Origin of the sequence: Parapedobacter deserti (assembly GCF_042646065.1) — a bacterium.
Taxonomy (GTDB): domain Bacteria; phylum Bacteroidota; class Bacteroidia; order Sphingobacteriales; family Sphingobacteriaceae; genus Parapedobacter; species Parapedobacter deserti.
In genome coordinates, this window is record NZ_JBHRTA010000062.1 from 1 (window position 1) to 23,154 (window position 23,154).

The 23,154-nt window shown below is 50.5% G+C and carries 22 protein-coding genes; 4 read left to right on the forward strand and 18 right to left on the reverse strand.

Annotated features, from left to right (window positions below; translation table 11 throughout):
* The coding region (locus ACFOET_RS20095; RefSeq protein WP_379026565.1) for a winged helix-turn-helix transcriptional regulator at positions 1–146 on the forward strand (146 nt) is incomplete at its 5' end.
* A 50-nt stretch (positions 147–196) separates the two neighbouring features.
* On the opposite strand, the gene ACFOET_RS20100 is transcribed toward ACFOET_RS20095, so the two are convergent.
* The gene (locus tag ACFOET_RS20100; protein ID WP_379026071.1) at positions 197–2,731 is read right to left on the reverse strand and encodes a tetratricopeptide repeat protein; all 2,535 of its coding nucleotides are present in this window, start codon (positions 2,729–2,731) and stop codon (positions 197–199) included.
* Between the two features lie 248 nt (positions 2,732–2,979).
* Between ACFOET_RS20100 and ACFOET_RS20105 the strand changes: the two genes are divergently transcribed.
* A complete protein-coding gene (locus ACFOET_RS20105) occupies positions 2,980–3,507 on the forward strand; it encodes a glycosyl-4,4'-diaponeurosporenoate acyltransferase CrtO family protein (RefSeq protein WP_379026073.1) in 528 nt (175 codons plus the stop codon).
* Here the strand turns inward: ACFOET_RS20105 and ACFOET_RS20110 are convergent.
* The gene (locus ACFOET_RS20110) at positions 3,493–4,350 is read right to left on the reverse strand and encodes a helix-turn-helix domain-containing protein (protein ID WP_379026075.1); all 858 of its coding nucleotides are present in this window, start codon (positions 4,348–4,350) and stop codon (positions 3,493–3,495) included. The genes ACFOET_RS20105 and ACFOET_RS20110 overlap by 15 nt on opposite strands.
* Before the next feature lie 20 nt (positions 4,351–4,370).
* On the reverse strand, positions 4,371–5,252 hold the full coding sequence (locus tag ACFOET_RS20115; protein WP_379026077.1) for an SDR family NAD(P)-dependent oxidoreductase: 882 nt from the start codon (positions 5,250–5,252) through the stop codon (positions 4,371–4,373).
* 883 nt (positions 5,253–6,135) lie between these two features.
* Here ACFOET_RS20115 and ACFOET_RS20120 point away from each other — a divergent pair.
* Positions 6,136–7,341: an IS110 family RNA-guided transposase gene (locus ACFOET_RS20120; protein WP_379026079.1), complete on the forward strand. Its 1,206-nt coding sequence runs from the start codon at positions 6,136–6,138 to the stop codon at positions 7,339–7,341.
* Positions 7,342–7,732: 391 nt separating this feature from the next.
* Positions 7,733–7,948 carry a hypothetical protein gene (locus tag ACFOET_RS20125; RefSeq protein WP_379026081.1) on the forward strand — a complete coding sequence of 72 codons (216 nt, stop codon included), beginning with the start codon at positions 7,733–7,735 and terminating at the stop codon, positions 7,946–7,948.
* A 98-nt stretch (positions 7,949–8,046) separates the two neighbouring features.
* Here the strand turns inward: ACFOET_RS20125 and ACFOET_RS20130 are convergent, their stop codons facing one another.
* From ACFOET_RS20130 to ACFOET_RS20200, 15 genes are all read right to left on the reverse strand, one after another.
* Entirely contained in the window at positions 8,047–8,292 is a 246-nt protein-coding gene (locus tag ACFOET_RS20130; RefSeq protein ID WP_379026083.1) for a hypothetical protein, read from the reverse strand.
* Positions 8,293–8,865: 573 nt separating this feature from the next.
* On the reverse strand, positions 8,866–9,069 hold the full coding sequence (locus tag ACFOET_RS20135; RefSeq protein ID WP_379026085.1) for a hypothetical protein: 204 nt from the start codon (positions 9,067–9,069) through the stop codon (positions 8,866–8,868).
* Positions 9,070–9,098: 29 nt separating this feature from the next.
* Positions 9,099–9,998 (reverse strand): permease, encoded by a 900-nt coding sequence (locus ACFOET_RS20140; RefSeq protein ID WP_379026087.1) that lies wholly within the window; start codon positions 9,996–9,998, stop codon positions 9,099–9,101.
* Positions 9,999–10,083: 85 nt separating this feature from the next.
* Positions 10,084–10,695: a sigma-70 family RNA polymerase sigma factor gene (locus ACFOET_RS20145; RefSeq protein WP_379026089.1), complete on the reverse strand. Its 612-nt coding sequence runs from the start codon at positions 10,693–10,695 to the stop codon at positions 10,084–10,086.
* A 2-nt stretch (positions 10,696–10,697) separates the two neighbouring features.
* Positions 10,698–11,414 (reverse strand): metallophosphoesterase family protein, encoded by a 717-nt coding sequence (locus ACFOET_RS20150; RefSeq protein WP_379026091.1) that lies wholly within the window; start codon positions 11,412–11,414, stop codon positions 10,698–10,700.
* 45 nt (positions 11,415–11,459) lie between these two features.
* Positions 11,460–12,230 carry a metallophosphoesterase family protein gene (locus ACFOET_RS20155; protein ID WP_379026093.1) on the reverse strand — a complete coding sequence of 257 codons (771 nt, stop codon included), beginning with the start codon at positions 12,228–12,230 and terminating at the stop codon, positions 11,460–11,462.
* 40 nt (positions 12,231–12,270) lie between these two features.
* Positions 12,271–13,347 (reverse strand): ACR3 family arsenite efflux transporter, encoded by a 1,077-nt coding sequence (arsB, locus tag ACFOET_RS20160; RefSeq protein WP_379026095.1) that lies wholly within the window; start codon positions 13,345–13,347, stop codon positions 12,271–12,273.
* Between the two features lie 22 nt (positions 13,348–13,369).
* Positions 13,370–13,846: a DUF6428 family protein gene (locus tag ACFOET_RS20165; protein WP_379026097.1), complete on the reverse strand. Its 477-nt coding sequence runs from the start codon at positions 13,844–13,846 to the stop codon at positions 13,370–13,372.
* Between the two features lie 62 nt (positions 13,847–13,908).
* Positions 13,909–14,238, reverse strand: coding sequence for an ArsR/SmtB family transcription factor (locus ACFOET_RS20170; protein ID WP_379026099.1), 330 nt, complete (start codon positions 14,236–14,238; stop codon positions 13,909–13,911).
* 87 nt (positions 14,239–14,325) lie between these two features.
* Positions 14,326–14,943 (reverse strand): alpha-ketoglutarate-dependent dioxygenase AlkB, encoded by a 618-nt coding sequence (locus ACFOET_RS20175; protein ID WP_379026101.1) that lies wholly within the window; start codon positions 14,941–14,943, stop codon positions 14,326–14,328.
* A 42-nt stretch (positions 14,944–14,985) separates the two neighbouring features.
* Entirely contained in the window at positions 14,986–16,428 is a 1,443-nt protein-coding gene (locus ACFOET_RS20180) for a hypothetical protein (protein ID WP_379026103.1), read from the reverse strand.
* Positions 16,425–17,354 (reverse strand): hypothetical protein, encoded by a 930-nt coding sequence (locus ACFOET_RS20185; protein WP_379026105.1) that lies wholly within the window; start codon positions 17,352–17,354, stop codon positions 16,425–16,427. Before ACFOET_RS20185 ends, ACFOET_RS20180 begins: the two co-directional genes overlap by 4 nt.
* A gap of 17 nt (positions 17,355–17,371) precedes the next feature.
* Positions 17,372–18,502: an endo-1,4-beta-xylanase gene (locus ACFOET_RS20190; RefSeq protein ID WP_379026107.1), complete on the reverse strand. Its 1,131-nt coding sequence runs from the start codon at positions 18,500–18,502 to the stop codon at positions 17,372–17,374.
* Positions 18,495–20,054: a RagB/SusD family nutrient uptake outer membrane protein gene (locus ACFOET_RS20195; RefSeq protein ID WP_379026109.1), complete on the reverse strand. Its 1,560-nt coding sequence runs from the start codon at positions 20,052–20,054 to the stop codon at positions 18,495–18,497. The genes ACFOET_RS20190 and ACFOET_RS20195 overlap by 8 nt, the downstream gene beginning before the upstream one ends.
* 18 nt (positions 20,055–20,072) lie before the next feature.
* Positions 20,073–23,045, reverse strand: a complete 2,973-nt coding sequence (locus ACFOET_RS20200; RefSeq protein WP_379026111.1) for a SusC/RagA family TonB-linked outer membrane protein — start codon at positions 23,043–23,045, stop codon at positions 20,073–20,075.
* Between the last annotated feature and the right edge of the window lie 109 nt (positions 23,046–23,154).

Here is a 23,154-nt window from a genome sequence, read left to right on the forward strand (position 1 = left end):
AAGATGTTTATCCCAAAAAGACCGAATATCAGCTCACAGCCTTTGGCAATAGCTTACTTCCCCTTTTATCCCAGATTAATGAGTGGGGAATGGACCATTCGGAATCGGTAAAGGAAAGGTTGCAGGAGTTGGAAGAGGAAGTTTAGTGGGCCTACTTTAGCTGTCAGATCTCATACCCGTGGCGTTGCAATTCCCGTTACTTTTTGTTCAATTTCTGTAAACGCTCTTTTGCGGAAGGGATGACGTCATCATCCTCTTCATAATTTTCAATCACACTTTCCAACGTGCTCTTCGCCTGGAAGGCGTCGCCTTTGCCCGCATAGGCATCCGCAAGCAGGATGAAGCTTCTGGCCACCCAGTAGTCATGTGACCCCATGTTGTTGATCACATCAAAGGCCGTTTCCTGGGCTTTGTCATATTCCCTATTTTCATACTGCAGTTGCCCCACGAGGTACCGAGCCTCTGCGCCGACTGCCGTTTGGCTCTTCAGCGCCGCCAGATTCAGTTCTTTTATGGCGGGCTCCACTTTCCCTTCCCGCAGCATGGCCCGCGCGCCGTACAAATGTGCCTTGGCAATATCCTCATCAGATGACCGATCGTAATTCTTTATCAACTTCGCGTACTTGGCCACCTGATCCAAGTCTCCGATTTTGAAATAACAAATCATCAGGTTAGTTACCGCGTAGCCATAGTTTTCTTTATATTCTGAGGTGAGCTCCAGCTTTTTGAGGTGCACGATGGCCTCGTTGTATTCCTCCAGACTCAGGTATAAGGCGGCCACGGTCAGCAGGGTGTTCTCCGTATACTGGCTCGTCCAGTCGTTCAGGATAATGTTCAGGTCGTGCAGCGCTTCCTTCGGGCGCCCGGCACGGTACAAACTCACCCCGCGGATATAACGGGCATGCTTTTCCTGTATGGGTTTCGGAAAATTGTCAAAATACGCATTGATTGCTTCCACAGCCGGTCCGTATTCCCCCCTGGCAAACAAGGAATGGGCTGCCCGGAAAGTCAGGTCATCCTGCTCGGCGGTACTCAGATCACGGATATTGGTGCTGGTCGCGTAATTAATATAACTTGAAGCATCCCCCTGATCTAGGTAGATGTTTTCAATGGAACGCATCGCTTGCTGTGCCTCATCGGTTGTGGCATGTTCTTCCACCACTTTCTGGAAGGTGGCTTTCGCCGCTTCGGTGTCATCTTTATTGTACTGGACAAGCCCGATGGTCATCAACGCCCGGGGAACATAACTGCTGCGGGGGTATCGTTCGATCATCTGCTGCAGCCCCTCGATGGCGGTATCGTAATCTCCCGTAGTGAAATACGTGTATGGGATCTCAAAGGCGACGTCATCCGCATAGATCGACTTCGGGAATTGTTCAGCGACGGACCGCAGGGTGTTGAGCTTGGTTTCGTTGTCGCCCTGCAATCCCTGGATGATACCGCGCTGGAACAATGCATAGTCCTGATTGGGAGCTTCGCTACTGATCAGCTGGTCATAGTATTGATTGGCTCGGCCGTAATCGCGCATGGACAAATACGAATCGCCCAAACGTGCGATTACGTCATGACGAACGTTTTCCTCCATCGAATTTCCCTCGGTAGCCAAAAAGCGTTCAAAATAATCGGCAGCCATTCCAAAGCTGTTGTTGCGGAACGCCGCATAAGCGAGGGCATAGTTCGCATAACTGTATACATCGGTGTTTCGTGCGGCGGGCAACCGGAGGAACCGGGAAAAGTTTTCCACCGCCTCTCTGTACTTGCGCACTTCATACATCGCCTCCGCTTTCCAATACGTGGCCAGCGCCGCCATTTCCGCATCGATCGGGAATTTTTCCGATCGCATGAACATGGATATGCTGTTTTCGAAAGCACGCTCGTTATAAAACTCCAATCCGCGGTAATACGTTACCTTTTGATAGGCTATATCGGCTTTCCGCTCTCTATTGTTGAACGATTCCAGCATATTTACCGCTGCGTGGAAATTGCTCGTGCCCAGCAGAATTTCGGCCAATAGTGTTTCCGGATTCTCTGTGTTAGCATCCGGCTTACTGTCTCCATATTTCTGGGCGATATACTCCTGGGCGACTTTCAAGGCCATCTGGGTGGAATCTAATTCATATAAGATTTTGGCATAGTTGAACAGCCCATCCGCTTTCAATGCCTGATCGAAATCAAGTCTTGACGCTTTGACAAACGCGTTCCGTGCACGTTGCTTATCGCCGGTTTCCAGGGCAATATGCCCTAAAGCAATTATCGAGCTCTGATAAAAGGCATCCGAAGCCGCCAGCTTCTCCAGAATAGTGGTTGCTCTCTGGTACTCGCCTGCTTGGTAGGCCAAGAAACCGATCCGGAAATTATCGATATTGCTGCGGGAAGCGTCTGGATGCCGTTCCAGCAACCGACCGTAATAGGCTTGTTTGAATGCGCTCTTTGCAAAATAAGTGGTGGCGGCGATCTGGCGCAGCTCGATCTCAAGCGCTTCCCGGTCGATACGCATATCCGGGCTCCGGCGGATCTTTACGGCATCGGCCAGCATCGGCCGGTAATCACGTACGACATCGATGGAATCGAGAAGCGTAGGTTGTCTTTCGTCCCATTGGTAGCCGGGTTGTCGCTTCTCTTCCTGCTGTTCCTCCCCAACCTGCGCATACCCCATAACCAGCAAGGCTGAAAAGACACCGGTAAGCAGGTATTTTAGGTAGCCATAGCTGTTCCTTTCTTTCAATATCATTGTTCGTCCGTATTCCTGAGCTTTTCCAAACGTTCCTTCGGAGGAACGATAATCTTCCCTAACTAGCTACACCCAAAACTAAAGAATTCCGATCACAATTAGGTAAATCGTCCGCAAAAAGTGAACGCGGAAACCAGATCGCTAAAAATTTCCGAAGAAAAAATTTTAAGAATTCTTCTGTTTAAGACGTCGAGATAATGCAGATTTGTCATTATCTCGATAATATTTCCACATGGACCAAGATAGCTATGAATAGATATTTAAAAGTTTGTTTCGTCTTATTCTTTGTTGTCTCTACAGTGGTGGGGGTAGCGCTTTGGCAAGGCATGCATACTTTTTTGTTTGCATGGGTTTTAAACTTCATGCTAATGATGGGTGTTTCATACGTCATTCAGACCTTCAGACCAAGGTTAACATCGTCTTATTACAATGCTAAAAAATGGGAGAATGACGGAAAGATTTACAAGTGGTATGGGGTTGATGTGTTCAGAAAGATTTTAGTAGGGATTGGTTGGGAGAAACTCAACAAAGCTTCCAATCCTATAAAAAAGAATTTGGATGCATTACAGCAATTGGACTATAAAACAAGGCAATCGGAGCTTGGGCATTTAATTATATTCTTTATCGTCTTAATTTTCAATATTGTCGTCGCGTTAAAATATGAAGTCAAACAGTCACTATGGCTGTTTTTTCTAAATATTTTACTTAATGTTTACCCAATCATAGTTCAACGCTATAATCGGCCACGACTGCGGAAAATTTTAAAGAGAATATAGGAGCAATGGACACATCGCGGTGACCGCGATGGCGAGGAGGAACTTCGTTGGCGGCGTCCCGAACCGACGCTTGAACGCATTCGAAAAGTGATGCAGGCTTTCAAAGCCCAGGTTCATGTAAATCTCGGAGGGCTTCTTTCCCTGTTGTTCAAGCTGACGGCGAGCCTCCTCCAGACGCTTTTCTTGCAGCCACTGCCTCGGTGGCATGCCGAACGCTTTGTGAAAGTCGCGTTTAAAGCTGGCAAGGCTTCTGCCTGTAAGCCGTGCGAATTTATCCAGCGGAACGTTGAACTGAAAATGCTGAAACATAAAGCTCTCCAGATCAATTTTATATGGTTCGGAAAAGTCAAACAGAAAGTACTTCAGCTCTGGCAGCGTATCCAGCAAGAGCTCCACGGCTTCTCGGACCTTCAGACTACCTAACCGGCGTGCAGCAGTTGCTTTCGGGTTATTCGCATATGGCATGAGCGATTTGAAGAAGCCTTCCAGGAACTCGTTTTGGGGTAAAAGTATATTGGGTGCTCCCTTGTATTTTTGCGTAGTTTCCACCTGATGCTCCAGCGCGTATTTTCTCAGCGTATCGCTGTTCAGCAAGATCAGTATCGTTTGGTACGCACCGTCATCGGCCGGTATTTTGGTGGCTTTGGCCAGCTGATTTTTGCGGACCAGCAGCATGTCTCCGGCCTGAGTCAGGATTTTCTCGCTGGAGGTTTCAAACAACAGCTGGCCGGAAATCTGCAGTACCAGCAGGCTTTCGGGAATAAGACCGTCTCGTATTCGCTCTTTTTCTGTATTGAGCGAATAGACCATCCGGCCCGGTACTATCTCGGCAGAATACTTCATCTGGATAAAGATACGGGATATTATTTTTCGGACAACCTGACGATCTTGGCACTCTCCCGCCATAGCATATCCCTTACCTTATCGCTCTGAGCGAGCTGGGAAGGGTTGGGAAATGTGATCTTTCCTCTAACCAGTGAAGCATACACCCGCCCCCCGGGCAACCGGATTTCCTTAGATGCCAGGGCTGCTAATGTACCACCGGCACGTTGGGGCGTACCTACGAAAAATGGAGGCTTGAACAGGCTCACCACTTGCGACAGCGGGCGGAGCACCAGGGGCACCAATATCCGCATAAACCGGGAAGGCTTGCCGGTCAGCGACGTGCCACCGGTTAAACCGGGATTATATGCGATAACGCTAATGTCTTTCCCCTCGCTCTTGCTGATTGCAGCAAAGGAACGGGCTGTCAACAGGTTGCACAGCTTGGACGCGGCGTACGCGCGCATGCCCCATTCCTTCTTTTCTGGATTGGCGAGCGTGTAGGGATCTAGCGTCTTGGGTGCGAACGGAATGAGCGCGGGGTCATGCGTGTCGCTGGTGGTGATGACCATGACGCCGCTAACGGCCATGTGGGGCCAGAGTAGCCTTGCAAGCAGATAATGTGACAGGTGATTGACGGCAAACATCAATTCGAAGCCGTCCGCACTCTGCTGCTGGTTGTCTTTTGTTTGTACCGCTGCGTTCAGCACCAGCACGTCAATCGCGGTGTCTTTCAGCTGCTTTTTCACGTTGGCCGCAAAAGCGCGGACGCTATCCAGGGACGTAAGGTCCAACGGAAAGACTTCCGCCCCCTCCGGCACAATGCGTCCACGTCCGCGTGCACCGACAATAATTCTTGTATCGCGCTGTTGTGCAAGCCGCTGAACGGCTTCCTTTCCGATCCCAGATGTTGCGCCTGTCATAACGATTGTTTTCATATTACGAAGATGCGGTAAAAAACAATCGGCGATTTGCTTGTATGGCTCGGTCTGTTTGCCTGTATGGCTCTTTTTAACCGCTGCTGCAATTGTGCTTTTCGAGAATTATGCTCAAGACCTACGATTTTTCTTCACCCACCGTGCATCCGGGGTTTCATGCGGGTTTCCCTCCTGCAACGGAACTTCCGGGCTTTCGGAAACAGTTTGTCCCTTCATACTGCATTTCGCCCCCTAATCCGAAGGAAACAGGCAGAAAACGATCGTGAAATAACAAACCTTTGCTAGACCTGGTTTACGAGGCCGCTTCGGCACATAGAAAATGGCATAATTCTTCAGAAGTTCAGCTCGCCACGTTATTATCTGTGAAAACAAGTGACTGCCCGGAAGACTGTTCCTACTGAGGACAGGCCGCCCGATACCATACCGATGTTCAGGCACAGGCGTTACTGTCTACAGCGGCCGTTTTAACACACGCAAAAGACGCGCATCCAGATTTTTTTTGGCAGCGGCATGGCGTGAAGCACGTGATAATCATGGAACCGGAACGCCTTTCGTAAAAAAATGAACCCGCTACCTTTTGTAAGGTAACGGGTACGCCCCAATGGGATTAGGGGCTATCAACCTCATATCTTCGAACCATGATAAAAATTTTGGGTAAATTCGAGGAATCAATAGAGCCGGGGCAGCAACCTGTAGTCAATCATTGCACGTCCATTGACGATGCTGGGGTTTAGGAAAGCCTGTTCCGGTTTCTTTCTGGCGAGCCGCAATAGTACTTAGTGATGCCCGCAGTTGCCGGAACAATCCCGGATAAGACAATGAGAAATGGCGATTACAGGAAGATCTATTGCTTTTAACAGCTAGATGTATGTCAAAGTATTCAGTAGGGCTGGATGTATCGGCCAAAGAGATCCATTGTTGCATTTCCTTCGTCGATGCAATGCAAAATGTTACGGTCAAGGCGACCCGTAAGGTGTCAAATACAGCCAAAGGCTTCAGGGAGCTTGATACCTGGATAAGCCGACACCACAAACAGAAAGACAGCCCCCTTGTGGTGTGCATGGAGGCGACAGGAATTTATTTTGAGAACTGTGCGTTGTTCCTTCATAAAGCCGGTTACACCGTATCGGTGATCCTCCCCAACAAGGCCAAGAAATACCTCCAGGCATCAGGGCTCAAATTTAAGAATGACCGTACCGACGCACGTAGACTCGCCCAGATGGGCGCAGAGAAGCACCTGGATAGCTGGTCGCCAATGGGAGAGTCTTTTTACCAGCTCCGTCAGCTCACAAGGCACCATGAGGATCTCCAGGTAATGAAAAGCATGGCCGGTAACCGGCTAAATGCTGCCGCAAAGGGTATGTACACCAACAAAAAAGTGGTCAGCCAGCTCAAAAAGCAGATAACACTGATCGACAAACAGATAGCCGACAGTGTCACAGCCATGGAAGAGCTGATCAATTCGGATGAAACGGTGAAAAAAAGGGTTGCAGATATATGCAGGCTGAAGGGTGTCGGACTGCTGACGGTCGCAACGGTCCTGGCCGAAACCAATGGCTTCGCGTTGTTCGGCAACGCAAGGCAGGTCGCCAGCTTCGCAGCGTATGATATCGTCGAAAACCAGTCCGGGACCCGGGTGGGCAAAACCCGGATATCCAAAAAAGGGAATAGCCATATAAGGAGGGCGCTATACATGCCCGCACTGGTCACGGTGATGTACAAGGTCAAGCCATTCGCAGATCTTTACGACAGAACCCTGGCTAAGCACAATATCAAAATGAAAAGTTATGTCGCTGTCCAGAAAAAACTGCTGACGATAATATATGCCATATGGAAGAAAAACGAACCGTTCGATGAAAGCTACACCTCAAAAATCAATTCAGAAAAGCAGAAACCGACGCTTCCTATCCGGTCGGCGGCACCAACCGCTGCCGCAGCAGCGACAGACAAGTGCGAAAAAGTAGTGCCGACCACATGGCCAGCACTACACAAGGTAAGCATGCCGGGTGAAAAACAACCGTATGCTTCCTCTGGAATGACAAATATAAAACAGATGGATGGAAGCGTAAAATAAATCCAAATTAACCTTAACCTGCCCGCGCGGCAAGCGCCCGCCGGAGGCATATAAATCAAAAAAATGAAGAAATGTTTGGATTTATAGATAGTACCTAAACCCGCCTTTTGAACAAAAGAATGAAACGATTGTTTTATCGGAATATGATTTTTTAAAAATTACTTTTTCCTAAACCCAATAAAACTACTTGATTTTTTAGTTAAATGTCTTTACATACACTTATTCGTTCTTTACTCTGCCTTTCATAGAATGTCAGCTGGGGGCAGTTCAGAAGGCATCTCATATCAAAATGATTCGATCTATTTAATTTCGAGTGAAGGCCCCTTATCCAAGTTTTCTATTTATCGAATTCAATAAGTCACTGTTGGAGTAAACTCAAAATATTTACTAAATGTATAATAATATTTTAATTGGCTTTCTATTGACTGTTTTCCTGATCGGACAGCACGTCGTGCCGCGATATTATTCCACGATCTTGTTTGCAGCAGATGGAGCCCATCCGTATAAGCGAGCCATAAAAGCCTCGAGTCTCATCTGCTTAACGCCGGAAATGCCTCAAGATGGCGAGATCAAGATGAGCATTTTTAAGGGAAGAACGGCAGGCTAATTTCGCAAAAAATCTAATTCTCTCTTCGGGAGCTTTTAATTTCCGAAGGGTTTCAAAAACTGAGAAGCACCGGCCTTTTGCTCATCCGGTATAGCGAATCAAAGCGCGACTTTGAACCGGTCCAGATCTCTCGCGGCGCAATCCAGTAACGCGTCTTCAATGATGAGCAGTTCGAAATCTTCCGGTTTCTTGGCAAGGTCGCCGGTAATGAATTCCTCCACGTCCCACTTCTGGGGTGTGAGTGTGCACGTTTCGCCGCCGCCCGCGCATGGCTCAGATACGAGCATGGTGTAACCCTCGGCATGCAGCTGCTTGAGCAAAGGGATGGTAAGTTGCTGTTCCATGCAGGGGAGAACAACCGGCCCGGCGGAATTGTTGGCGGAAGATGCACCAAAAGCTATACGCCGCAATATGTGCGGACTTTAAGTGATTTTTCTCTGCACAGCAATTACCAAATAGCTGGTTAAAAACGTGCAGGGAACAGTCGGTGTCGGCAAGCGCTTTCGAAAAAAAAGAGACCCGCTACCTTGTAAGATAACGGGTCCGCCCCAATGGGGTTAGGGGCTATCAACCTAAACCTGTCTGTTAAACAACGAAACGAGACGTTTGTTTTATCGGTTTGTTTTTTTTTTATCTGCGCAAAACGAAGCCCCGAAACGGGGAGAATCGGGGCTTGTTAACTAACCAATTATAAACCTAAATTATGAAAAGACAATTTTGAATAACTAAATATTTAACGCTCGTGCCCTCTGCTTTGTTACAGCAGGAATGTTAAAGGTTTGTTAAAAAATGCCGGCTCGACTTGTTAAGCACTCAGTGACCTTAGCATGCCAATTAGTGGTTCGCCGAAAAAATGTAGGCAAGGGTCTTGCGCCTCTGCGAACGCATTATCCGGGAAACGCAAGACCTTGATTGTCTTATGCCGAACAGCATCCAGTAGTCTTGTCCGGTCCGTCAGACGAGGTTTTTCTCGATTCGCCAACTGTTGCGGCTTCCTCTGATATAATGGCTTCCTGGTCGATCGCACTGTCTTCGATCTCCTCGATTTGCACCGAACAGCAATTCTGGGGCTTGGAGGCGAACAACCTGCCGAATAATCCCGATGATTTCCGATTTTCCATAACGATATAATTTTAAAGGTGAATAAATACTAAGCGAGTGCGTTGAACGCATAACCGGCGGTAACTGCGGTAAGAAAAATGACGACAACTATAATGGCTACCAGCGGCCGCTTGAATAAGCCGGCCAGCATGCTCATCTCGGGGATGGCCATGCCAGCACCGCCGATGATAAGCGCGATGACGGCGCCGATGCCCATCCCTTTGCCCAACAGAGCTAGGCCGATAGGTATCACCGTTTCTGCGCGTATGTAAAGCGGAATGCCTAAAATGGCAGAAACGGGAATAGCCAGCAGGTGATCTCCCCCGGCAATCTTCATCACAACATCCTCTGGAAGGTGTCCGTAAATGGCGGCCCCCAGTCCAACGCCGATAAAAAGGTATGGCAATATGGGACGTAAGCCGTCCCAAGATTCGCGAAAAGCATATACCGCTTTCCGCACCCAGGGCCATGCCCGACGCTCGTCTTGCGCTGATGCGGACCGTTCTACTTTTATACGGATACGCTTGACATACCGCTCGGCCCCCAATCTATCCAACAGGAAGCCGAATAGGATGGCGCATCCGAAGGCCACGATAAAGTACAAAATAGCGGCCTTAACTCCTAGCATGGCTCCCAACATGCCCATGATTATGGGATTCAAGAGCGGCGAGGCGATCAGGAACGACATGACGGCTCCAAATGGCACCCGTGCCTGGAGAAACCCTGTTGTGATGGGAAGGGTAGAACAGGCACAAAACGGTGTAAGCGCCCCGAACAGTCCGGCTATCGCGTTGCTCGCCAAACCCCTGCCGGAAAGCCGTTTGCGGAGACGTTCTTCGGAAACATGCATCAATATAAGTCCGACGACAGTGCTGATGACCAGGAATAGCCCAATCAGTTCAAGCGAAATGTAGAGGAAATACCAAAGGGTATCGAGTAACGTATTCATGACTTCTAAGTATTGTTTACAAAGAAGTCGGGGAAAAGCTAAAAAAGACACATAAAACAAGAAGAATTATATGTCTTTTTCAAGGTTAATGGCCGACAGACCTCCGCAACTCTGCCTCAATTCGTAACAGCGGCGCACAACTACTCTTAACGGTGCAGTCCGCTATTCCGCCCCGTCGATCATATTCGATTTCGCAGCAGCGCAGGAACAGGTCATGGAGTTTTTTACGAGCACGCTGCACACGCATTTTGGCTGCGGAAAGGCCGATATCAAGCCGCCGGGCAATCTCTGCGTGTGAAATGTGGTCGATATCGCTCCAAAGAAGCGGCAGGGCATATTCTTGCGGAAGCAGCTTTATCAGCTGCACCATACCGTCGCTCAGGGCAGGAGCTTCCGGAAGATCAACGGGATGGTCGTGCGCCGCTAGGTCCGGCAGATGTTGGATAGTTGGGGACTGCTGCCGGAAATGATCGGCAATGACATGACGGGCGGTTTGGTAAAGCCAAGCCCGAGGGTTGGCCACCTCCGCACGTTCGCTATGCGCTTTGGCTGCGCGATACATGACCTCCTGCACAAGGTCTTCGGCAGTAGGGCCATCACTGACCCGCTTCCGGATAAAGCCGAATAAGGGACCGTAGTGTTCCTTAATGACGGCGTTAATGTCGCAGCAACTTTCCCTTTGATGGTTCGTTGTCATTTTCAGTAAGCATTTAATAATCGATCGGCGAGTTCGTTAGGCAGCGGGCTTTGAAGGATTGCCTCGGCCGCAGCGTGCACGTCGTAGGCAACGCGTTCAATCCGCACCTGCAGGTCTGAAATGCCACCACTGAGGTCCAGTACCACATAGCAGCCCCGTGGGTCGCCGTCCTTCGGCTTCCCCACTGATCCCGTATTGATCATATGGTATCGCTCGCCGCCCGCGGCGGCAACGATGCGGTGATACGGGAGGTGGGAGTGGGCAACGCAAAGTACAGAAGCCTGCGCTTCCTCCATCATGGCAATGGCTGTCCCTTCGGCCGTGTCTTCAAGTACGTATTCGTCATTGCGGTGGGGACTGCCATGCACAAGCAGGACATCCCGGCGCATGCCCTCAACCCTGTATTCCAAGCGGATGTGGGCAGGTAAATTCTTAAGATAAGCCCTACCTGCATCATCGATCAATCGGTAGGCATAATTGGCACCGCCGTCCAACTGGCCGCTTGTCGCAAGCCGTCCCACTCGCTCATCGTGATTGCCCATCAAGACTGGTATCCGCCGCGCCCGTATAGCTGCTATCACCTCGTTTGGCCAGATATGGTAACCCACAAGGTCGCCAAGGCAATATATGACGTCCACCGATTCGTCATCCAATTGGCGGAACATAGCTTCCAACGCCGGCAGGTTGGCATGGATATCGGAAAACAGCGCGATTTTCATAAAAGCCTCTCTCTCAAAATTTTTTTCTATTACTTGGCACACGGTTCAGCCGGTGCGCAGCATGTCGGCATAGGCGTCTGGCAGCGGACTATCTTTCACTGCTTTGGCCGCTTTCTCTACATCGTATTCAAACCTGATAAGATCCACATCGAGGCTATCTGGGCTCCCATGGCTACTGCCGGGGTGTATGGTCAGGATCACATAACAACCCCTTGGGTCTCCGTCTTTCGGTTTACCGACCGACCCGATATTGATGGCATGGAGGTAACGCGTCCTCCCCGCTGCCTCCACCGGAAGGATGCGGTGATAGGGCTTGTGGGTATGCCCAAAGCACATGACCGTTGCCCCCGCCTGTTCCATGATGCGGACCATGCTTTTTTCATCGCGGTCCTCAAACAGGTACTCATTTACCCTCCTTGGGCTGCCGTGTACCAAAAGCACATCCATTTTTTCATCACTTGATTGGTACTCGAGCCGGATGTGGGAGGGCAGTGTACGGAGATACGCACGCTGGTTATCTCCAACCACCTCATTGGTATAAGCGATGGAAACCTTACCCATAGCCTTTTCCTCATCGGTTTTATAAGCACAGCCGCAATCATCACTGGATCGGCCGATGCCCCAATCGTAGTTACCAGCAATTGTGGGGATACCGCGCCTGCGGATTTCATCGATTACTTCATTGGGCCAGATATTGTAACCGACCAGGTCACCGAGGCAGTATACGGCATCCACGCGCCGTGCTTCGAGATCCTCAAAAAATGCTTCCAATGCTGGCAGATTAGCATGGATATCAGAAAATAGTGCAATTCTCATGCTGTTGATGTATTAGATTGTCTATTGATTTTTATCTTACCTACCGAAGGGCACGGCCTCCATAGTATTTATTCCTGAACCAGAATGCAAGATTGACCAGTGCAATAAGCGCCGGAACTTCCACGAGTGGTCCGATCACGCCCGCAAAAGCCTGTCCGCTGTTGATACCGAACACGCCGATAGCCACCGCAATGGCCAACTCGAAATTGTTGCCGGTGGCGGTAAAGGCAATGGCGGTGTTTTTCGAATAGTCCGCGCCGACGCGCTTGCCGAGCAAAAAGCTGAATACGAACATGAATGCGAAATAAATCACCAGCGGAATGGCGATCCGTACGACGTCCATCGGAATTTGCACGATCAGCTCTCCTTTCAGGCTGAACATCACCACAATGGTAAACAGCAGCGCAATCAGTGTAATCGGCGAAATAAATGGCACGAATGTGGTTGAAAACCATTCCTCGCCTTTCCAGCCAATGAGTGCGTACCGACTGATGACACCCAAGGCAAAAGGAATACCTAAATATATCCCTACACTTTCGGCAATCTGACCGATGGTAATGTCAATTTCCATGGCGGTGATACCGAACATCGGTGGCAGTATCGTGATGAACAGGTAGGCAAAAACGCTATAGAGCAGCACTTGGAAAATACTGTTTAAGGCGATCAACCCGGCCGCATATTCCCGATTCCCTTCTGCAAGTTCATTCCACACCACGACCATGGCGATGCAACGGGCGAGCCCGATCAGGATCAGCCCTACCATGTATTCGGGATAGTCCCGCAGGAACACAATGGCCAGCACGAACATAAGCAGGGGGCCGATAACCCAGTTGAGGAGTAGTGAAAGACTCAGGATTTTGACATCTTTGAACACTTTGCCAAGATGCTCGTACCTGACCTTGGCCAGCGGAGGGTACATCATCAGGATAAGGCCGATCGCCAGTGGAATATTGGTTGTCCCGCTGGAAAAGGAGTCGATGAAACCGGCGGAAGACGGAATAAAGTATCCGATTCCCACGCCCATAGCCATGGCGAGGAAAATCCACAGGGTAAGGTACCGATCAAGAAAACTAAGTTTTTTTCTTTTTGCCGCTGGGGCACAGTTTGTTGCTGACATATTCTTCTCAGTTCCTTCCATATCAGCAGCAGCCTCCACCCGGCGTACAGCATGATGACGAGGCCGCTACGGGTATCTGCACCAATCCGTTCTTCTGCTGCGCTGACGGAATGCCGCATGCGTCCTCCGCCAAGCATGCCGTGGCTTTGTTCTTCAACACGAAGTGGCTGCCATTAAAACCGAGGTCGTAACGGCCGATGGTGTTGCTTTGGTATTCCACCTCCACTTCGGCATCGTTGATGCCGAGCTTTTGTTCAGAAAGCTTAATGATATGGAGCAATTTTCCCGGTTTCAGCCGGTGTTCGTAATCGTGAGCGTTCCACAGTTGGAAATTAACGGCCTCTTCCCGACGGATGACACCGCCGCAGTCGATGAAATGCTTGGTCGTCGTTCCTACTTCGGTGACATGGAAGTGCTCCGGCACAAATGCCCCGTCCTCCAATTGGAAGACTACATTATCCAGCGTTGAGAGCAGGTGTTTTACTTCGGATAGTTTCATAAGATGTTCCTATTAAATTATATTGTTTTAACGCATTATTACGATAAATGAAAGCAAAAAAATCAGCAGCACCTATCTACGGAAACGTCCTGTGAGAGGAAAGCATCCAATTCCGCTTTAATTGACCGCCAGTTCGCCTCATCGATGCAATAGCACACACTGGTGCCCTCGATGGTGCCTTTAATGATACCAATGTTTTTCAACTCACGGAGATGCTGCGATATGGTTGGCTGGGCCAGTCCGAGTTCCAGCACCAAATCATTGCAAATACAGGCCTGCTGCTTGATGATGTGCTGTAAAATGGCAATCCGTGCAGGATGGGCCAATGCCTTGAACGTTGTAGCTAACTCATTTTGTTTCTTGCTGAATATTTCTGTCTTGGTAATTCCCATTGCAATATAAATGTATTGCAATATTACGATTAATAGCTGACGTGTGCAAATTTTTTTTCTCATTGGTTGCATTGACATTTTGTTACGTCAGCGTTTCAGGGTGCGTAGCGTTAGGGAATACCGTTGTGCCTTGACAGGTGCTATGCTGTGTTCCCAATCGCTCCGCGCTTCTCCGCTCAGCACGTAAAGCGACCGACGCTTTACTGGCAGCGCAATGATGGAGCCTCGGCCTTGCTGGCTTTTATCATAGGGACGGAACCGGAATTTGCAATCGGACATCAGGGAAATCCCGATTATGATATCGAATGGAGGTGCGTCCCTGTGCCAGTTGATCACCGCACCGGGCGGGTATTCGGTGATCAACACCTCTTTGATGTCCGAGGCGGGCAGGTTAATTTGCCCTGCTACCCTCTCCAGTATCGCGGTAAAGCCTTCGGGAATCGGCCGGCCTTCAGTAAGCGTACGGCTGTCAAAATGGTAATCGTAGCCAAAGCTCTTTACTTTTCGCTTAGCTTCATACCCCTGGAAGATCAGCGGGTGTAAATCTATCAGGCTGATGTTCTCCAAAAGTGCTTGCTCTTCCTGTATGGACAAAAATGTTTCGATATAACGGAACCCACTTGGCACGTTTTTCTCAACCGGAAAGAGGGATGTTTGCAGGTGGCTACGGTCGCGCCCATCTGTGCTATTTTTATTGCCTGCCATGCTTGTTGCCTTAATTGTACTACAAAAATAGTGTGTGCCGCTTCAAAAGTCCTTTCCCGAGTCGAAATAATTGATTAAACGATACACGTGGTCGTTCAACAGCTTCATTTGTGCCAGCAGCGGCAAATAAGGATTGTAACGGCTGTCGACAATTCCTTTGTTCGAATCGCGGTTTGACGGGTCGGTAGTGAGGTCCTGCGGGTCATTGTCTTGGTAAGTAAACCAGTGCCAGCCAACGCATGCTTTGCTTTTTAAGAGCTCAAGGGCAAAATTTTGGTAAAAGTAGCCCCGGTCTGCCTGGGTGGGCACATTCCAGCCGGCCCCAGTCCGATTGGGCAGGCCGGAGTCTTCACCTTTGGTGTACCATTCGGTGATAAGGAAAGGTTTGCCGGACCAAGCCTCCCAGTTGGCCATTTGTGCTTGCACTGGTTCCCACTTCCGGTAGTGGTTTATGGAGATCACGTCCATATACCTGCCGGCTACCTCAAAGATCTCCCGGCTGCTCAGTTCTTCTTTTTCCTGATTGAAGCGACATCCCAAATACAGGTGATTGGGGTCATACTTGCGTATAGCCTGGGTCACCTTCTGCATGTAGGTCTCAAAATAAAAGGCATTGAACGCGGCGCGGTCTTCATCGGTAATATCGGCTACGGTCGCATGCATGCCTTTGCGTTGGTCGAACCATCCCCTGGCTGCGCTGTAACCGTGTTCCTCAGCGCCGAGCTTGGTGAGGTGCCTATCCAGTGCGTCGTTCTTCCAGGGCAGTTCGTTGTCTGTATAGTAGCCCAGCAAGTACTTATCGTTTGCGTATTGGGAAATCGGCTTTATCGCTTCTTCCAGATAGTCGTCAAATTCAGGGTCGAAGACCATCACCAAATCAAACCGGTAACCTTGCCATCCTGCCTCCTCGTATTTACCACCGAATCTTTTCAAGTGGTAGGCTTTGTAATTGCCCATGGGGTTCAGGATAATGGTGTATGCCAATGGGACCTGCTGTTCCCGCAGCAGCTGGTGATCAGACCAAGCTCCTGTGCCATTGAAGCCATGGTTGATAAGCAGTTTGCTTTCTTGATCGGCCCATTGCGCCCGGGTTCCGTATTTCGCCTCCAGCGACGACTGCTGCATCACTGACCTACCGGGCCGGAATACCGCCACGCCGCGGTGGATAAACGGATACCCTTCGGGATCGATGAACCACCAACGGTCGCCTTTTTTTTCAACCCTGAAAAAGCCGGTGGCCTGTGATGGCGATACTTTCCATCCACCAAAGGCCCCCGTCTCGGGGTTTTCCATAACGGCGCCTGGCAGGCGATCTACCGTCTTTGCGGTGTAATCGTTCCATCGTACGCTGTCTGCGTTTGCCCGTGCTTTCACGACACGATAGGCTGAACCACCCGCTTGTTCGCTACGGATAGCGGTACAGGACGCTAATCCGAGGAGGAGGCTGGCCATAAGAGCCAGCCTTGATGATATGTTCTTGATCATTGCTTCAACTCCAGTTTTTCAGACATGAAAACGTGGTCTACATAAAACGTATAGTTATCGTAATTCCGCACGTCACCTGACCCGCTCCTGAACAGCAGGAAATCGGTAATTTCTGCCAAGTTTAGGGTGTTGGCCTCGTCCTTTGCCTTAATGTCTGCGACCGGAATGGAGATGAGGTGCCACCTGCCGTCGCGCTTAAATCCATACTCTTCGCCTGCCGCCGTAAATTCGAAGATCACGTTGCCGCCCCCGGTGCTGCGTATACGCAGCAGCATGTTCGCTTGGCTCTCTGATTTGAGTGCAACGTTGTAAAAGCCGTTTTCGAAGGAAGATATGTCGATGTTTCTTCCGCTGCCTTCCTGCAGCGCTGCCATCGCCCAATCGGATTCGCCTGAAGCTTCAAATTTGTACGCTTGAACGCCCTCCAGTGCTTCGGGGATGACCGTGGGGACAAAATGGTTCATGTTGATGGCTCTTACGGAATTGAGGCTACCAGCAGTAGTTTCCATTTCGGTGTACAGTCCGTAAGTAACGCCGAAATCATATTCGGGGATGGTTAGATTCGGATCTTTTTCCACCTCGACATCAAACACGTATTGTCCCTTTTGGTTATCGATAAACACAACGTTGAGCACAGTTTTAAAGGATCCTCCACGCGGATATGTAACCGTAACCACTGAATCTGACGAAATAGCAGGATCGCCGCCTTCAAATACCCAACTCCGCCTGTGTACCTTTGTCGAAAGGTCCGCAAACGTAATGCTTTCGCCGAATTTGATGCTCGTAGCCGAAGCCGTGGCGCCTGCCTCTCCGGGCTCGTGCAGCACCAGCTGTGGGCGGTCTCCTTTTTCACAGGCACCCAGCAGAAGTGTCAGCCAAAGGATAGCCATCGGCGCCCTTAATTTAAACCTAATGAAACGTTCCATAGTATCTTCCAATTGCGTTAGTCGTTTTTTAAGCCGGCGAGGAAACCGCGGTAAGCTTCTTTTTCCTGATAATTCTGGTCGAAAAGCAGGGGATATTCCTTGGCATGCCAGTAGTCTGTGAGCCAAGTGTATTTATCGGTGACCCCCCAGGTGGTGATGGCAAATTTCTGGTTGTCCGGGAGGCTTTCGTATGATTCAACTATAAACCGGTACATGTCTGCTTGTTTTTGGGCCTCCGCTTGGGTAAACGCATAACTTTCCGATTGCAGGACATTCACGATGATGTCCAGCTCGGAGAGGTGTATCAGCAGGCCGGTGGACGCCATGTCTGTGAGTCCGTTTTTGATGGTGCTTTTATCCGTTGTAACCCGGTAGTGAAACTGGTCGCCGATGCCATGGATGGGGATGCCCTCATTTTTGAACCGGCTAACCATCCGCTTGATGGCACTACGCTTGGCAGATGCAAGTACGACGCTGTAGTCGTTGTAAAACAATCTGGCCTCCGGGTCTGCCTCGTGCGCATATTCAAAACACCGGCCGTAGAAGCCAATGGGGTCTTTGAACGTGGCGAATACCGGACAGTCGGTCGATCGCAGCGTACCATTGTCGTTGAAGATTTCATTGGCTACGTCCCAGCTTTTCACCCGGCCTTTATACCGCCCCACGGTTGTTTGTATATAGGATTTCACATGGTCTTCAAACGCGATGGAGTCGTAAGCGGCATTTTTGAACCACCCGGGGAACGATTTGTACCACACCAGTGTGTGGCCGTGCACTTCCAGGCCGTTGTCGCTTGCGAAATCGACTATACGGTCGGCATTATTCCAGTTATACCCTGAAGCAGACGACCAGATGAGCTCCATCTTCATCTCCCATTCAGCGGTCACCTGGCTAAAGTGGTTCTTTACGGTGTTCGCATAGGCAAGTTCAGTCAGGTGAGCCGTTTTGATGGCTGCCCCCATGCCGAACGCAGCCTTTTCTTTCAAGATAGCTGGCCCCGGTTGTTCATCGGGTGGTTGGGTATCCGGTCGTGGATCATCTCCTTTGGTGCTGCAGGCGGCCTGAAGCATAACCATCAGCACGAGCGTGCAGGTCCATATGGAAAGTCGAAAAAATCGGTTGTTCATGGCATTTATTCTTTTAGTCATAAAATTCGTTTTGAGGGAACGTACGCATCAAGTCAATCTGCGATTGCGGGATGGGCAGGCGCACCATGTGGGGTGCCATGGGAAAAACGGCCACATTGCCCGAATTTGAGCCCATTTGGTAATACGTATTGACGCGCTCAACCAGCAAGCCCAGGCGCTTCAGCAGGAACCAACGGTTGTTTTCGAACGCCAGTTCACGTGCAGACTCTTCCAGGTAGTTGTTCAGGTTGAACGTGTCAAAGGAAGGAACATTTGCCCGTTCGCGCACCCAGTTGACATACTCCAATGCCTTTTGGTTGAACGGATCCTGGCCGGACAGTCGCCAGTGGGCTTCAGCCCCCAGCAGCAACGTCTCTGCATACCGGTAGTACACGATACTTTTGAAACTGTTGTTGGTGCCTACGCGCTTCTCTTCGTCGTGATATTTTTTCAGGCTCCAATGGTAGCGCCTGAAATCGTCTTCATACAGCGCGGGGTCCAGCGGCTGGCCGAAGTTGGGCGAATTGGGGTTGTTAACGATGAGTTGCAATGGGTAATAATACGTGCGGAAGCGGAGATCATTTTCTTCGTCATACAACGAACGTAGATAATCGTTTGGGTAGGACCAGCCCAGTGCTTCGCCGCCATACTCTACCGACCGGATCATCTCGCCGCTGGAGAGCTCATATACACGGCTCGTAAACATGCTGCTGATCCAGGTAGGGCCGCCTCCCGGCAGGTTGTCGTTGCCACCGGTCTGTTCGTCACGCACATATACAAACAGCGACTCCTTGTGGTTCGGGTTCTGGCCGAACACGTCGGCAATCTGGTTGCGTGGCAGCAAGTCGTGCGTCGCATTTTGGATGACTGCGTCAAAATGGGCAACGGCTTCGTCCCATTTTCCCTGCCACATGGCGCTCTTGCCGCGCAAGTGATACGCAACGCCCTTTCCATATCGTCCAAACTCGACATTCCAGGCCAGGTGCTGCACCGCGAAATCAAGATCCGCATCAATGAGTTTAAACACTTCAACCGAATTTGCCGGCTTATATTCCTTTTCGTCAAACGCGTTCTCCGGCGTGGTGGCAATGGTGTCCAGCAGGATATTGTCATACATCCGGATCAGGTCGAAGTACAGTTCGGCCCGCACGATCCGCGCTTGCGCGAGAATCTGATTGCGCCGGGATTCAGCCATGTTTACTTTCGGCGCGTTGGTGATAATCGCGTTTGCACGGTCGATGATTTGGTAGCCCATGGTCCACTTGCGGCCAGTGAACCCGATCGGAGTGTGGTTCGGGCCATAGGGCGTATGCCAAGTCCTATTGAGGCCCAGGTCGGTAGCTACCAGAAAGAACGCTACCGATTGCAGTGCCGAGCCTTCGCCCTCAGGCAAATTGTAGCTTCTCATGCGGTTATACAGCGCGTTCACACCGCTTTCAAGCCCTTCCGGTGTTTGATAAATATGATCGATGGATACCTCGGTGATGGGGGCTTCGCTAAGGAAGTCGTTGCATGAGGTGAGCAGCAAGGTCATCCCAAGCATATGTATGATTGATAATTTGAGCGTCTTCATCCGTTAACTGGTTTGTTGTTAAAAATTGACTTGTATACCGCCTACGATTGAAATAGCCTCGGGGTAATCGTTGGGGTTTTTCTCAGGGCTGTACGACTTATAATCCGTCAGGGTAATTAGGTTATGGCCGGTGCAGTAGATGCGCAGGTTGCTTAGTTTCATCCGGGAAAGAATTGTCTTGGCAAACGTATATCCTAACGTAGCCGTGTGGAGCCTTACATAGGAGGCGTCTTGCAGGCCCATCGTCCAGATGTAGGCGCGGTCATTTGATTCCTGCGGCCTAGGCCACGTGCCTGAAGGGTTTTCCGGTGTCCAGTAGTCTACCTTTACGCCATTCAGAATACCGCGCAGCGACCCTCCCATGCTGTAGTCAAACAAAAACTGGTTGTTGCGCGTCACGCCCTGCACCGCCAACACGTCGGCCGAGACATCGAAGCCTCGGTAGCGCACTTCGAAATTAAACGTCCCGAACCACCGGGGGTCGCGATCCACGATAACGCGGTCGGCATCGGTGAGCCTTCCGTCGCCATTGGCATCTCGTATTTTCACGTCGCCTGGCTGGGCGTTTGGCATGTGACTGTTTACGATGTCTTCGCCGATCTGCCAGATTCCATCGGGGAGATACTGGTAGTAAACGTTCTTCGACCGGCCGATAAACCAGCCGTTGGCGACATCGTCCACCTCATTGCCGTGTTCATCGCGCTCACCATACAGGCTGATAATTTTGTTGCGGTTTCTTGAAAAAGAAACCCCGGCATTGACGGTCAAATCGTTTTTGTCTACCACAATACCGTTCATTGTCAATTCAATACCCTGGTTTTCCACTTCGCCAATGTTGCGTAGCATCTGCGAATAGCCTATATCTGCTTTTAACGACAATTGCGCCAGCAGATCTGTGGTGCGGGTGTTATAAAACTCAAACGTACCGGAAAGCCTGTTCTTGAAAAAACCGAAGTCGAGGGCCGTATTCAGCGTCGTGGAGGTTTCCCACTTCAGGTTAGGGTTAGGTAAGAAATCGCCCGGCACGTAGCCGATCCGCTTAACACCGTTGAAGAGGTAATCGCGCTGCACAGCGGTACTCATGCTTTGGTAGGTACCTATCGCCTCGTTGCCCACGCTGCCATAGCTGGCCCGCAGCCTCAAATTAGTGATTTCCGGGACGGCTTCGATGAACGATTCGCGGTATAGATTCCAGCCCACGGCTACGGCAGGGAAATAAGCCCATTTATTGTTGGCCCCGAAAACTGTGGATCCGTCTGCGCGCGCCGATGCGGTCGCGTAATATTTGCCGTCATAATCGTATTGCAACCGAGCGACGAACGATACGAGTCCACGGTCATTTGCACCCACCGTAGGCAGGTTGCGCTCTGCGGATGGTAAACCGTAGATGTCAAGCAGGTCGTTCGGAATGTTGCTGGCATCGTTCCTAAATCGCCTGTATTTCCGTTGGCTGAGGCTGTGCACCAGTGTGCCCCCCAGGCTGTGCTTGTGGATAGCAGTGTTGTAATTCAGAATGTTCTCAAGCTGCCACTCCATTTCATCCTCATATTGGATGGCACCGTTGCCCATACCGCCCCTACGGTAACCCAGCAACGACTCGGCTGTCGAATAATTCAGCGTCTTGCGATTCCACGACCGCCGGCTGGCATTGATCCGGTAGTTCAACCCCCGGAACGGGGTGATGTCGGCAAAGATATTCATGATATCGTTCCGATCATGGCGGGTGTTTGACACCTCCGCCAGATCAAGGAGCGGGTTTACGCTTTCCTGTACACCGGTTGGGTAGATACGGTATGTGCCATCGTCGTTGTAGATTTTGCCCAGTGGCGACGTCGTGATGGAGCGGAGCAGGGTTTCGCCAGTGCCCGGGTTGTTGTTTTTAGACAGTTGCCATGATGTGTTGGCTCCCAGTTTCAGCCAATTGTTAATCGTTTGGTCTACATTGAGGCGTATGGTGCCGCGCTGAAAGTCGGTACCCGGCACCACCCCTTCGCGCATCGAATAGTTGAATCCCGAATAGATCTGGGTTTTATCCGTTCCCGTAGATACGCTTAAATTGTGATTCTGGGTAGCTGCCACGCGTAACAACTCTTTCTCCCAATCAACGAAGGCGCCGCTCTCCAGCACTTCCTGCTCAATCGCAGTAAATATGGCCTCGTCGGGCAGGTAATTGTTGTTGTTATCCGCGCGGTAAGCCTCGCGTTTCAGCTGGGCAAACTCTTCGCCGCTGTAAACGTCAAAATTGCGGCGCACTGTTTGGGCGCCATAAAAGCTGTTTAACGCTACCACTGCCCTGCCTTCCCGGCCCCTTTTTGTCGTGATTAGGATAACGCCGTTGGATGCGCGGGCACCGTAAATAGCCTGTGCGGCGGCATCCTTGAGGATTTCAATGGAGGCAATGTCGTTGGGATTGATGTCGTTGATGCCGCCGACTGGCACCCCATCCGCGATGACAATGGGCGCATTCCCAGCTGTCAAAGAGCGACTACCCCGGATGAGAATGTTGGATGAACTGCCCGGAGCGGCGTCGGCCACCGTCACGTAAACCCCCGCTGCCTTGCCCCGGAGCATCTCGCCAAGGTCATTGGAAGGCACCTTGTTGACGCTTTCGGTATTGACCGATACTACCGAGCTGATAACATCGCTTTTCTTTTGGACGCCATAACCCACCACAACCACTTCATCCATGTCAATAGCCGACGACGGCTGGAGCTGAATATCGATACGCTCCCTCCCGTTTACCGGCGTTTCCTGGGTTTCCATGCCCATGAAGGAAAACACCAAAACCGCTTGATCTGCTGCCATGGTGACAAGGTAGTTGCCCGTCCCGTCAGATACCGTCTGGTTGGATGTCCCCTTTTCCAGGATGCTAACGCCCGATACGCCGTGCCCCTCACCATCGGTAACCCTTCCGGATACCGTCCGGGTTTGGGCGAGCACAGTTTGCCCGATGAGCAGCGAGCCTAAGAAAATAAAAAAATGCTTCATCATAATTTGTTTAACTGCAACTTAGTTGGTTATGCCATATGGCACAAAACTCCGCATCAAAAACTTGCTGGGGTATAAGGCCACAATTGGTCTGGCAAAGGTAAAGCGGTGT